Consider the following 13,240-nt stretch of genomic DNA (forward strand, 5'->3'; position numbering starts at 1 on the left):
GGTGCCCCGGACTAGGCCGGGACGATGTTGACCAGTTTAGGCGCTCGCACGATCACCGTGCGGATGCCGCGGCCGTCGAGCGCGCGCTGGACGTTTTCGCTGGCCAGCGCCAGTTCCCGCAGTTCGTCCTCGCCGATCCCCGGCGAGACTTCAAGGCGGTCACGGACCTTGCCCTGGACCTGGACCACCGCGGTGACGGTCTCCTGGACCAGCAGCGCTTCGTCGTGCATCGGCCAGCCGGCGTTCGCCACGGACGCCGGGTGACCCAGGACGTTCCACATGTCCTCCGCGGTGTACGGCGCGAAGAGGCTCAGGATGACGGCAACGGCTTCCGCCGCCTCGCGGACGGCGGGATCGGCCCCGCCGGCGCCGGCATCTATAGCCTTGCGGGTCGCGTTGACCAGCTCCATCAGCTTGGCCACCACCACGTTGAACTTGTTGGTGTCCAACAGCGCGGCGGCGTCGGCGATGGTGCGGTGCGTGACGGAACGCAACGCGCGGTTACCGGCGGTGACGTCGGCACCGGGCTCGCTGGTGACGTCCTGCGCCAGGCGCCAGGCACGGGCCAGGAACTTTGCGGAGCCCGACGGCGAAACGTCCGCCCAGTCGACGTCGTCCTCCGGCGGGGACGCGAAGATCATGGTCAGGCGCACGGCGTCCACGCCGAACTTGTCCAGCTGCTCGCTGAGGTCAACGCCGTTGCCCAGCGACTTGCTCATGGCCTTGCCCCCGTTGAGGACCTGGCCCTGGTTCAGGAGCGCGCTGAAGGGTTCGTCGGCGTCGATCATGCCGAGGTCGTGGATGACCTTGGTGAAGAAGCGGGCGTACAGCAGGTGCAGGATGGCGTGCTCCACGCCGCCCACGTACTGGCCGACCGGCATCCACTCATTGATCTTCGCCGGGTCGAACGGGCCCTCGGTGTACTGCGGGGAAACAAACCGCAGGAAGTACCAGGACGAATCCACGAAGGTGTCCATGGTGTCGGTATCGCGCTTTGCCGGCCCGTGGCAGTTGGGGCAGTCAACGTTGACCCAGCCCTCGGCGGCGGCCAGGGGGGACGTACCCTTCGGGGACAGGTCCTCGCCGCGCAGGTCCGCAGGCAGCCTGACAGGCAGCTGCTCGTCCGGAACCGGAACCTCGCCGCAGGCAGGGCAGTGGATGATTGGGATGGGCGTGCCCCAGAAACGCTGGCGGCTCAGCAGCCAGTCGCGGAGGCGGAAGTTGACGAATTTCTCGCCGGTGCCCTGCTGTTCCAGGATGTCGATGGCAGCCGGGATGGCTTCGGCCTTCGGCAGCCCATCGAGGACGCCCGAGTTGATCAGGGTGCCCTCGCCCGAGGTGGCCTTGCCGGACACAGTGGGATCCTCTTCACCGGTATCCAGCACGGCGCGGACGGGCAGGTCGAACGTCTTGGCGAAGTCGAGGTCGCGCTGGTCGTGTGCCGGGACGGCCATGATGGCGCCGGTGCCGTAGTCGGCCAGGACGTAGTCAGCGGCCCAGACCGGAAGTTTTTCGCCGTTCAGCGGGTTGACGGCGTAGCGGCCGGTGAAGACACCGGTCTTTTCGCGTTCGGTGGACTGGCGTTCGATCTCGGTGAGTGCCTTGACCTGTTCGCGGTAGGCGTCCAAGGCGGCGGCGTGCTCCTCGGTGACGAGTTCGACGGCGATCGGCGCGTCGGCTGCGACAACAAAGAACGTGGCGCCGTACAGCGTGTCCGGGCGGGTGGTGAAGACGGTGACGTCCTTGGCGGGCTTGCCGCCGACGGCCTCGATCACAAAGTTGACGTGGGCACCTTCGGAGCGGCCGATCCAGTTCTTCTGCATCGCCAGAACCCGCTCGGGCCAGTGGCCGCGCAGCTCGTCCATGTCATCGAGCAGCCGGTCAGCATAATCGGTGATCTTGAAGTACCACTGGTTCAGGGACTTCTTGGTGACGGGGGTACCGCAGCGTTCGCAGGCACCGTTGACCACCTGTTCATTGGCCAGGACGGTCTGGTCCTTGGGGCACCAGTTGACCGGGGAGTCCTTGCGGTACGCCAGCCCCCGCTCGTAGAAGCGCTTGAACAGCCACTGGGTCCAGCGGTAGTACTCGGGGTCCGAGGTGTGCACCCGCCGGGACCAGTCCGCGGAGATCGCGTAACGCTTGAACGACGCCGCCTGAGTGTCGATGTTCGCGTAGGTCCACTCACTGGGGTGGGCATTGCGCTTGATGGCGGCGTTTTCCGCCGGCAGGCCGAAGGAGTCCCAGCCGATCGGGTGCAGGACGTCGAAGCCCTTTTGCCGCAGGTACCGGGCCACAACATCGCCCATGGCAAAAGCCTCGGCGTGGCCCATGTGCAGGTCCCCCGAGGGGTACGGGAACATGTCCAGCACGTAGCGGCGTTCGCGGGAACCATCATCCACAGGCGTGAAAACCTTAAGGTCTTCCCACACCTGCGGCCACTTGGCCTCCATTGCCGCGAAGCTGTAGGCACCCTCTTCGGGTGTTTCCGCCGCCACTGCTGCTGTTCCGGTCTCTGTCTCCGGCTGAACGCTCACTGCTGCCCTCTTCTGTTCTGTTGTGGCATCGGTGCTGCCACAACGGTCTGATCCCCTCTGCTGCCGGCCCGGAAACATGCCCGGACACACAAAAGCCCCTCTCATGGAGGGGCAGCCGCACGGCAATCCGGTTGTTTCCGGGCACCGGGCGGCTAGCTAAGCAGAAGGATCGCACGCATAGGACTACTTTAGCCTACCCACTGCAGGTGGGCAGGCCCAGGCTCAGGGAACGCGACAGTCCGGGCCGGGCGCAGGGGCGCGTGGCCCGTGCCGGCACCGTCGAAGTGGACAGTGCCGCCTGGCCCATTAGGTAGCCCCGATCTCTTCGCCAACGAGAACCCTGTACCAGGGTGGCTCAAGGGGGGTAGATTCCACCCTTGCCAAAGCGGCGCAATCGGTCCACAGTATTGTCAAGTCTGTGGGGAAACTAGACGGTCTCAGGTCGAGGAGCCTGACATGTACTCTTGGCGTCAATGTCCAGCACAAAGATGTGACGGGCTGAAAATTCCGCCCTTCACCCCTGCGAAGAATTAGCGAGGGACTAGTCGTGTTTGGCTGGGTTACCCGGTTCAGCATGCAGTTCCGAATCTTGGTTCTCGCCCTCGCGGCGGGCCTTATTACTTTTGGCATCGTGAACGTTCCACATATGGCCGTGGACACCATGCCGGAGTTCGCCCCCGCACAGGTAGAGATCCAAACTGAGGCCCTAGGGCTCTCCGCGGTTGAAGTTGAGCAGCTTATTACCGCACCGATGGAAGCAGACCTCCTCAACGGCGTGGCCTGGCTGGACGAGATCCGCTCGAAATCTGTCCCGGGGCTGTCGTCCATCGAACTCGTCTTCGAGCCCGGCACGGACCTCCTGCGCGCACGCCAGTTGGTCGCGGAAAGAATGACGCAGGCGCACGCGCTGCCTAACGTCTCATCGCCGCCGCTGATCATGCAGCCCATGTCCTCCACCAGCCGCGTGCTGATGGTCAGGATGAATTCCAAGGAGCTCTCCGGCATTGAGATGTCGGTCCTGGCCAGATGGAAAATCAAGCCGCGGCTGATCGGTATCCCGGGCGTGGCGAACGTGTCCATCTGGGGCCAGCGCGAACAGCAGCTGCAGGTTGAGGTCACTCCGACGCAGCTCCGCGACAAAGGCATTACCCTTGAGCAGCTAATTAAGACCACAGGCAACGCGGTCTGGGTTTCGCCGTTGAGCTTCCTGGAGGCTTCGACGCCCGGGACCGGCGGTTTCGTGGAGTCGCCCAACCAGCGCCTTGGCATCCAGCACGTCCTTCCCATCCGCACTCCGGCCGACCTGGCCAAGGTCAGCGTGGAGGACACGGACCCGCAGTTGCTCCTGGGCGACATTGCCCAGGTCAAGGAAGACCACCAGCCGCTGATCGGGGACGCCGTTGGGGCAGACGCCGGCCTGATGCTGGTGATCGAAAAGTTCCCCGGCATCAGCGCCCTGGAGGTCACCCGTAATGTTGAGGCGGCCCTCAAGGACATGGAGCCGGGCCTCACGGGCGTCCAGATCGACACCTCCGTATTCAGGCCTGCGACCGGCGTTCAGGACTCCGTCAACAGCCTCGGCCTGGCGCTCCTGATCAGCCTGCTGATTGCGGTAGCACTGTTTTGGCTGCTGTTCCGGTCCTGGCGGGTCGCCGTGATCGCACTCGTGGCCATCTCCACTACCGTCACGACGGCGGCGGTGGTGCTGTTCGCCCAAAATGCAACACTTAACGTCACCGTCCTGATGGGAATTCTGCTCGGCACGTCCGTGATCGTGGGCGACATCGTGGAAGACGTTCAGGCCCACCGACGACAGCGCGCCGTCCGCGAGTCGACGGACGCCGAGGCTACCCCGAGGTCGCGGATCAGCCACATCGTCCGCGGGGTCCGCACACCGCTGTTCCACGCATCGCTGATGATGGTGGTTGTCCTTGTTCCGACCCTCTTCGTGACCGGAGTAGGCGGCTCGTTTCTTTCGCCGCTTTTCTGGTCGTTGGCGCTGACGCTGGCCGCCGCCCTGATCGTGGGCTTGTCCGTCACACCGGTACTGGCGTTTTTCCTCCTTCCGTCCAAGCCCGCCACCGACAGGGAACTTCCCGTCGTCGGACGTGGAAAGGCGTACTACGACCGCGCACTGGCCGGGGTTAACTCCCGGAAGCCTCTGGCGATTGTGGCCATCGTGGTCGTGGGGATCCTTGGCGTCGCCGCCGGCTCGCAACTGGCAGGAAACCGGCCGCTCGTTCCCACCATGCCCGACCGGACCCTGTTGGTGCAGTGGGACACCATGGCCGGGACGTCCAATGACGAAGTCCGGCGGATCGCTGCCCTGGCATCCGATGAACTCAGGGCCCTCCCGGGGGTTTCGGGCGTCGGCGGTCACGTGGGACGCGCCATCTCTGCAGATCAGGTGGTTGGCAACAGCTCTGCTGAGCTGTGGGTGTCGATCGCACGGGACGCCAACTTTGGCGAAACGGAGAAGGCGGTACGGGACGTGGTCCAGGGCTACCCGGGCATCGCGCACAACGTACTGAACTACTCCCAGCAGACCGTCGGCGACATGCGCTCCAGCCTGGAGCCGGGATTCGCGGTCCGCGTCTACGGAACTGAAATGCCGGTGCTCCGTGAAAAGGCAGAAGAGGTCCGCCAGGCCCTCCAGAAGATTGACGGTGTGAACAACCCGACGATCGACGCTGCTGCCATGACCGCGATCGTAGAGGTCCAGGTCAATCTCGAGGCTGCCCAAAAGTTCGGCATCAAGCCCGGTGACGCGAGGCGCGCCGCTGCGACACTGATGCAGGGCATCGTCGTCGGGAACCTCTTTGAGGAGCAGAAGGTGTTCGAAGTGGTTGTCCGCGGCGCGGTTGGCGTCCGGGATGACCTGACCAGCATCCGTGAGCTGCTCCTTGACGCTCCTAATGGCGGCCACGTCCAACTGGGCCAGGTCGCCGACGTTCGCATGGTCCCCAGCGAAGTTGTTATCCAGCACGATGCCACCTCGCGGCGGATCGACGTCGTGGCTGACGTCAGCGGACGCCCGCTGGCAGATATCCAGCGGGATATCGAGGCGGCCATCCAACAAATCCAGTTCCCGCTCGAACACCACGCCGAGATCCCCACGAAATACAGCCAGCTGCAGGCCGCAGACACCCTGGTTCATGGACTCGGAATCGCGGCCATCCTGGCTGTACTGCTTCTGCTTCAGACTGCAGTGCGGAGCTGGAAGCTTGCCCTCGCCGTCTTCCTGACGCTTCCCGCCGCGATGGCGGGAGCAGCGGTCGCCGCATGGATCGGGGCGGAGTCCCTGTCCTGGCTGTCGCTGACGGCGTTTGCGGCCGTGGTGGCCATCGCTGCACGTAATGCGGCGCTCCTGTCCGCGCGTGTTGACGAACTCTGGCGGGAGTCCGAACAGATGTCACGCACTGACCTGGTCATGGCGGCGGCCCGGGACCGGATATCGCCGATCCTGAAATCCGCCCTCATTACGTTCCTCGTGCTGATACCGCCCGCCTTCCTCGGCGGCGCGGTAGGCCAGACCCTGATCGTGCCTATGCTGCTGATCATAGCCGGCGGGCTCGTGACCACAACGCTCGTGGGGATCTTTGTGCTCCCCCTGCTCGCACTCTGGTTCGGTCCCCGCACCGAGCCGGAAGAATGGTCAGAGGTCTACGAATCGGAAGTTCCAGTCACCCCTGTTATGCCGGAAAAGGTGGAAGTATCATGACCAGCAAAAGGACCCTGCGGCGCCTGCCAGTGGCGGCCGCTGTCTGCGCAGCACTGCTGTTTTCACTGCCCGCCTGTGCTCAACCCTCGGCCATGGCAGAAACAGCATCTGAAGCGGCTGCCAAGGTGGAAAAGAATGCCACCACCGGCATAGCACGCATCACGCTAAGCCAGCGGGCCATTGAACGGCTGGAGCTGGCCACCGACACGGTCAAGCCGGGTGCGGGGGGCGCAGGCGTCCTGTTCCCATACGCAGCGCTGCTGTACGACGCGCAGGGGAAGACCTGGGTCTACATCAACGCCGAGCCACGGGTGTACGAGCGCCAGTCCGTCACGGTGACCAAAATCGAAGCGGGCGCGGTCACAGCCAGTGTCGGCCCAGCTGTTGGAACGCCTGTGGTAACAGTAGCCGCGGCTGAGTTGTTCGGCGCAGAGTTCGTTACGGGCAAATGACATGCGCCGGATAGTCGCGGCAAGCCTAAGGTTCAGATCGATCATCATTGCGATGGCGGCGGCGCTGTTGATGGTAGGCGGCGCCCAGCTCAGCAGTGCCTCGGTGGACGTGTTCCCTGAATTCGCGCCGCCGAAAGTGGAGGTCCAGACAGCCTGCCTGGGACTTACCGCCGCTGAGGTGGAAGAACTCGTTTCGGTTCCCATGGAAGAAGCCTTCAACGGCATCGACGGCCTCGACCACATGCGGTCCAAGTCGGTACCGCAGCTGTCCTCGATTGTGATGGAATTCGAGAACGGAACGGATCTGCTCACGGCCCGACAGCTTGTGTCCGAGCGGATGGCGACGGTCATTCCGACGCTGCCCACCTGGGCGGCGCCGCCGGTCATGCTGCAGCCCCTGTCCTCCACCAGCCGGGTCATGAAGATCGGGCTGTCCTCGGACACCCGGTCCCTGATCGAGATGTCAATGATTTCCTACTGGAACATCAGGGCCCATCTGCTCCGCGTTCCCGGCGTGGCAAACGTGGCAATCTGGGGTGAACGTCTCCAGATGCTTCAGGTCCAGGCTGACCCGGCCAAGCTGGCAGCAAACAAGGTCAGCCTGGAAACCGTCATGAGCACCACCGCCAATGCCCTCGACGCCGGCCTGCTCCAGTATTCCTCCGGTGCCCTGATCGGCACCGGCGGTTCCCTGGACACACCCAGCCAGACAATTGGGATCAGGCATATCCAGCCCATCACCACGCCTGCGGACCTCGCGAAGGTGGCACTGGAGGATCGTGAGGGACAGCCCCCGCTCCAGCTGGGCGACGTGGCCAATGTGGTGGAGGACCACCAGCAGCTGATCGGTGACGCCGTCATCAACGGCGGACCGGGCCTGATGCTGATCGTGGAAAAACTGCCCTGGGGCAACACCCTCGAAGTGACTCGGGGGGTGGAAGAGGCCATGAAGCAACTCGAGCCCGGCTTGACCGGAATCGCTGTGGACACTGCCATTTTCCGGCCCGCGACCTTCATTGAGGAATCCCTCGACAACCTGAGCGTAGCCCTGCTGCTGGGATGCCTGCTGGTGATCCTGGTATTGAGTGTCTTCCTCTTCCAGTGGCGGACGGCCCTGGTCAGCGTGCTGGCCATCCCCTTGTCACTGGTGGCGGCGGCCCTCGTGTTGTATTGGACCGGCGGCACGGTCAACACCATGGTGCTTGCGGGGTTGGTGATTGCCGTCGGAGTGGTGGTGGACGATGCCATCATCGACGTCGAAAATATCGTCAGGCGGCTCCGGCACCACCGGGCCAGCGGAGCGCCCGGAAGCACCGCCAGGGTGGTGGTCAACGCGTCGCTTGAGGTCCGCGGACCAATCGTTTACGCCACGCTGATCATCGTCGCCGCAACGGTTCCGATCTTCTTCCTGGACGGGCTCACGGGCGCGTTCTTCCGGCCGCTGGCCACGTCCTACACTCTCGCGGTGATCGCATCCATGCTTGTGGCGCTGACGGTCACTCCCGCAATGGCATACATCTTCCTGCGAAATGCCAAGCTGGAGGACCGGGATCCGCCCGTGGTCAGGGTCCTGAAGCGCTGGTACGCCAACGCGCTACGGCCCATCGTCCGCCGGCCTGTTCCCGGCTACCTGACCCTGGCCGCCGTCGGCGTCATCGGCATCGTAGCGGCGCCGCTGCTGGGCCAGTCGTTGCTCCCGTCTTTCAAGGAGCGCGATTTCCTGATGCACTGGCTCACGCAGCCCGGCACATCCAACGCCGAGGAAGTCCGCGTCAGCCAGCTCGCCTGCGCTGAACTCATTGCCATTCCGGGTGTAAACAATTGCGGGTCCCACACGGGACAGGCGTTCAACGCCGATGAGGTGGTGGGCGTCTACTTCGGCGAGAACTGGATCAGCGTCGACCCCGGGGTGGATTATGACCAAACCCTGGCAGCAGTCTCGCAGGTAGTGGACGGTTACCCCGGAATCACACGGGATGTGCAGACGTACCTCAAGGAACGCATCCGTGAGGTGCTCACCGGAACCGGCTATGCCGTCGTCGTCCGCGTATACGGAGACGACCTGGCAACGCTGCGCCAGGAAGCCGACAAGATCAAGACCATCCTGGGCGGCATTGATGGAGCCATCGGCGCGAAGGTTGCCCTCCAGGCCAGCGTGCCGCAGATCAATGTGGAGGTGAACCTGGAGGCGGCCAACCGCTTCGGACTGAAGCCGGGCGATGTGCGGCGGGCCGCGGCAACCTTTGTTGCCGGCGAAGAGGTCGGCGATATTTATCGGGACGGGAAGGCCTACGACGTCCAGGTGTGGAGCCCACCGGAGTCCCGGACGAGTGTCACGAACATTGAGAACCTTCCCCTCGATACGCCGAGCGGGGTCAAGATCCGGATGGCTGATGTCGCCACGATTTCGGTGAAGCCCACGCCCAACGTCATTGAGCGTTCGGAGGGATCCAGGCGCATCGATGTCAGTGCCAACGTCAAAGAAGGAGATCTGGCGAAGGTCGTGGAGAAGCTCAAGACCGATATGGAATCTGTTCAGTTCCCGGTCGGCTACAGCGCGGTTGTCCTCGGCGAATACGCCGAACGCCAGGCCGCATCCCAACGGCTGCTGCTCTACTCCATTGGCGCGGTCATCGTCGTCTTCCTTCTCCTGCAGGCTGCTTTCAAGAGTTGGCGGCTGGCCACCCTGGCCATCCTGACCCTGCCGGTGGCACTCGTGGGCGGGGTGATCGCCGCCCACCTCAGCGGCGGAATCCTGTCCCTCGGTTCGCTGGTTGGCTTCCTGACCCTCATGGGGATCGCGGCACGCAATGGCATCCTGCTCATCAACCACTGCCAGCACCTGGAGCAGTACGAGGGCATGCCCTTCGGACCTGCGTTGGTGCTTCGGGGGGCTGCAGAGCGCTTGTCGCCGATCCTCATGACCACACTGGCCACGGCTTTGGCTCTGGTACCGCTGGTGGTGATGGGGAACATCCCCGGCCACGAGATCGAGCATCCCATGGCCGTGGTGATCCTGGGCGGCCTCGTCACATCGACGCTGGTCAACCTTTTCATCGTCCCATCGCTGTACCTGCGATTCGCCAAAGGTGGCCGCGCTCACCGGCACAGGGCACATGAGCTGGAACCCGCGCCTTCGGTTTAGCTGGATCCCCCACGAATGTGAAAGGCACGTGAGATGGCTTTTCGAGCCCATCGTTTTACGGCATACGGGTCCGCATTACTGCTGGCCTTCGGATCGCTGACGGTGGTGTCGGCACCCACAGCGGGTGCCGCGCCGCCGGCCCCGGAACTCTGCGGGCCCGGCTCCGCGATCAACTTTGACCGTTCGGATTTCCAGGCTTCCCCGCGGATCGATAACACATGGTTCCCGCTCAAGCCCGGCATGCAGTACACGACGACGGGGACCGTGACCTCTGCCGAAGGGACCAGCAAACGCACCGTCGTGCATACAGTCACCGGGCTGACCAAGGTAATTGACGGCGTCAAGACCCGTGTCCTGTGGGACCGCGACTACTCGGACGGCGAACTGGTGGAATCCGAACTGGCCTTCTTTGCGCAGACTGGAAAGGGAACGGTCTGGCTCTTCGGCGAATATCCGGAGGAATACGAAAACGGCGAGTTCGTTGGTGCGCCCAGCACTTTCATCAGCGGGCTTGCCAGGGCCCAGGCCGGCATCGCCATGCAGGCCAGGCCCCGGACCGGCACGCCGGACTATGTCCAGGCCTATGCACCCAAGGTTGACTTCCTTGACTGCGGGACAGTGTTCAAGAACAACCAGCACGTCTGCGTCCCGACTGGCTGCTACGACGATGTACTGGTGATCGATGAATACAACCCGCTGGAACCGCCTGAGGCAGGCCACCAGCGGAAGTTCTACTCAGCCGGAACAGGGCTGGTGAAAGTCACCGCCGTCGGCGGTCCCGACCAGGAATTCATGGACCTCGTGAAAGTGAAGAAGCTGGGCGCCGCGCAGTTCGCGGCCGTCAACACCCAAGCGCTGGAACTGGATGAGCGGGCATACTCGGTCAGCAGAAGCGTCTATGCGAAGACACCGCCTGCTGAACTCGACGGACCCTGACCACCGTGCTGGCGAGGGTTGGTGACCGGGGGTCCTGACCCGCACAAGACCAGGGAGGGCGGCACTCCTCGGGCCACCCTCCCTGTTCGTTGCTGTCCGGAGACGGTTCGGAGTGCCTAGCGGACGTCCTCGTCGACCCAATCCATGGACTTCGTCACGGCCTTCCTCCACAGGCGCAGCTGCCGGTCCTGCTCGGCCTGGTCCAGTTTCGGTTCCCACCTCTTGTCCTCGGACCAGTTGGACGAGAGTTCGCCGAGGTCCTTCCAGAAGCCGACGGCGAGGCCGGCTGCGTAGGCGGCGCCCAGTGCGGTGGTTTCCACTACCTTCGGCCGGATCACCGGAACGCCCAGGATGTCCGCTTGGAACTGCATCAGCGCGTCGTTGGCAACCATGCCGCCGTCGACCTTCAGTTCAGTGAGCGGAACGCCGGAATCCGCGTTGACCGCGTCCAGCACCTCGCGGGTCTGGAATGCTGTGGCCTCCAGCGCCGCCCGGGCGATGTGGTTCTTGTTGACGAACCGGGTCAGGCCCACGATGGCGCCGCGGGCATCCGAACGCCAGTACGGGGCGAAGAGCCCCGAGAAGGCCGGAACGATGTAGACGCCGCCGTTGTCCTCAACGGCCGCCGCCAGCGTTTCTACCTCCGGCGCGCTGCTGATCATGCCCAAATTGTCCCGGAGCCACTGAATCAGGGAACCGGTGACCGCGATGGAGCCTTCCAGCGCATAGTGCGCTGGGGCATCGCCGAGCTTGTACCCGACGGTGGTGAGCAGACCGTTCTTCGAGTGAACAATCTCCTCGCCGGTATTGAAAATCAGGAAGCAGCCGGTGCCGTACGTGTTTTTGGCTTCACCGGCCTCGAACGCCGCCTGCCCGAACGTGGCGGCCTGCTGGTCACCGAGGATGCCTGACACGGGAACTTCGCGCAGCAGCTGGGACGTGTGCACGGCGCCGTAGACTTCCGAGGAGGACTTGATGGCCGGCATCATGCTCAGCGGCACTCCGAAGATGCCCAGGATCTCCTCGTCCCAGGTCAGGGTCTCCAGGTCCATGAACAACGTGCGGGAGGCGTTGGTGACGTCCGTGACGTGCACGCCGCCGTCCACCCCGCCCGTCAGGTTCCAGAGGACCCAGGCGTCGGTGTTGCCGAAGATCAGGTCGCCGGCTTCCGCTTTGGCCCGGGCGCCGTCAACGTTGTCCAGGATCCATTTGATCTTTGTCCCTGAGAAATACGTGGCCAGCGGCAGCCCCACCTTCTGCTTGAACCGCTCCGGGCCGCCGTCCTTGGACAGCTCATCCACGATGTCCTGGGTCCGTGTGTCCTGCCAGACAATCGCGTTATAGACGGCCTCGCCGGTGGTCTTGTCCCAGACGACGGATGTCTCGCGCTGATTGGTAATTCCGACGGCGGCGATATCGTGCCGGGTCAGGTTCGCCTTGGAGAGGGCGGACGCGATCACTTCGCGGGTGTTGTTCCAGATCTCGGCAGGGTTGTGCTCTACCCAGCCCGCCTGCGGGAAGATCTGCTCGTGCTCCATCTGGCCCGAGGAAACGATGTTGCCGCTGTGGTCAAAGATGATGGCGCGGGAGCTGGTGGTGCCCTGGTCAATGGCGATGACGTATTGGTTCATGGTGACGTCCTTGTCTGTATTTTTGTGTGAGTTTGAAATGGTTACTAGCCGGCGACGGCAGGCATGATCGCGGGAACCCAGAACGCCACCAGGCCGGCAAGGCTACCGCCGACCAGCGGCCCTACGACGGGGATCCAGGAGTAGGCCCAGTCACTGGAGCCCTTGCCCTTGATGGGCAGGATTGCGTGGGCGATTCGGGGCCCGAGGTCACGGGCCGGATTGATGGCATAACCCGTGGGTCCACCCAGGGATACGCCGATGCCCACCACGAGCAGTGCCACCGCCAGAGGCCCCAGGCCCGAGGGCGTCCCGCCAAATGTCAGGATGACGAAGACCAGGACAAACGTGCCGATGATCTCCGTGAGCAGGTTCCAGGGCGTGGAGCGGATGGCCGGACCGGTGGAAAACGTCGCCAGCTTGTTGGCTTCCACGGGTTCGGCATCGAAGTGCTGCTTGTATGCGACCCAGCAAAGGACAGCGCCCAGGAAAGCGCCGAGCATTTCACCGCCGAAGTAGGTGAAAGTTGAGGCCACATCTACCGGGACGCCGGGGGCATACTCTTTGCTCTGCTTGGCGAGTAGGCCCAGCGTGACGGCGGGATTGAGGTGGGCGCCGGATTTGGCGGCAACAAAAACACCCGCGAAGACGGCGATCCCCCACCCCCAGGTCACCATCAGGAACCCGCCGCTGTTGCCTTTTGTGCCCTTCAGGGCAACGTTGGCCACGACGCCGCAACCCAGCAGGGTGAGCATCGCCGTTCCGAAGACTTCGGAAAGAAAAACAATTCCAAGAGACATCATTGACTCCTCTATTTTCTA

Annotated in this window: 7 protein-coding genes; 4 read left to right on the forward strand and 3 right to left on the reverse strand. The window is 63.8% G+C overall.

Going from position 1 to position 13,240, the window contains the following annotated elements:
* Positions 1-11 precede the first annotated feature (11 nt).
* The gene (gene leuS / locus NIBR502772_RS14305) at positions 12-2,537 is read right to left on the reverse strand and encodes a leucine--tRNA ligase (RefSeq protein ID WP_141140706.1); all 2,526 of its coding nucleotides are present in this window, start codon (positions 2,535-2,537) and stop codon (positions 12-14) included.
* A gap of 574 nt (positions 2,538-3,111) precedes the next feature.
* Here leuS and NIBR502772_RS14310 point away from each other — a divergent pair.
* From NIBR502772_RS14310 to NIBR502772_RS14325, 4 genes are all read left to right on the forward strand, one after another.
* Positions 3,112-6,258 carry an efflux RND transporter permease subunit gene (locus NIBR502772_RS14310; RefSeq protein WP_246848532.1) on the forward strand — a complete coding sequence of 1,049 codons (3,147 nt, stop codon included), beginning with the start codon at positions 3,112-3,114 and terminating at the stop codon, positions 6,256-6,258.
* 92 nt (positions 6,259-6,350) lie between these two features.
* Positions 6,351-6,710 (forward strand): hypothetical protein, encoded by a 360-nt coding sequence (locus NIBR502772_RS14315; protein ID WP_168223551.1) that lies wholly within the window; start codon positions 6,351-6,353, stop codon positions 6,708-6,710.
* Positions 6,711-6,762: 52 nt separating this feature from the next.
* Positions 6,763-9,855, forward strand: a complete 3,093-nt coding sequence (locus NIBR502772_RS14320; RefSeq protein WP_246848533.1) for an efflux RND transporter permease subunit — start codon at positions 6,763-6,765, stop codon at positions 9,853-9,855.
* A 33-nt stretch (positions 9,856-9,888) separates the two neighbouring features.
* The gene (locus NIBR502772_RS14325; protein ID WP_141140709.1) at positions 9,889-10,791 is read left to right on the forward strand and encodes a hypothetical protein; all 903 of its coding nucleotides are present in this window, start codon (positions 9,889-9,891) and stop codon (positions 10,789-10,791) included.
* 116 nt (positions 10,792-10,907) lie between these two features.
* On the opposite strand, the gene glpK is transcribed toward NIBR502772_RS14325, so the two are convergent.
* Complete coding sequence (glpK, locus tag NIBR502772_RS14330) at positions 10,908-12,422, reverse strand: glycerol kinase GlpK (protein WP_141140710.1); 1,515 nt, start codon at positions 12,420-12,422, stop codon at positions 10,908-10,910.
* Positions 12,423-12,466: 44 nt separating this feature from the next.
* A complete protein-coding gene (locus NIBR502772_RS14335) occupies positions 12,467-13,219 on the reverse strand; it encodes an MIP/aquaporin family protein (protein ID WP_056340190.1) in 753 nt (250 codons plus the stop codon).
* Between the last annotated feature and the right edge of the window lie 21 nt (positions 13,220-13,240).

It is taken from the genome of Pseudarthrobacter sp. NIBRBAC000502772, assembly GCF_006517235.1.
Classification (GTDB): domain Bacteria; phylum Actinomycetota; class Actinomycetes; order Actinomycetales; family Micrococcaceae; genus Arthrobacter.

Excerpts from the sequence above, each read along its gene's own strand:
- NIBR502772_RS14310 (WP_246848532.1), top strand. The coding sequence starts at position 3,112 with ATGCAGTTCCGAATCTTGGTTCTCGCCCTCGCGGCGGGCCTTATTACT.
- NIBR502772_RS14315 (WP_168223551.1), top strand. The coding sequence starts at position 6,351 with ATGGCAGAAACAGCATCTGAAGCGGCTGCCAAGGTGGAAAAGAATGCC.
- NIBR502772_RS14320 (WP_246848533.1), top strand. The coding sequence starts at position 6,763 with ATGGCGGCGGCGCTGTTGATGGTAGGCGGCGCCCAGCTCAGCAGTGCC.
- NIBR502772_RS14325 (WP_141140709.1), top strand. The coding sequence starts at position 9,889 with ATGGCTTTTCGAGCCCATCGTTTTACGGCATACGGGTCCGCATTACTG.
- glpK (WP_141140710.1), bottom strand. The coding sequence starts at position 12,422 with ATGAACCAATACGTCATCGCCATTGACCAGGGCACCACCAGCTCCCGC.
- NIBR502772_RS14335 (WP_056340190.1), bottom strand. The coding sequence starts at position 13,219 with ATGTCTCTTGGAATTGTTTTTCTTTCCGAAGTCTTCGGAACGGCGATG.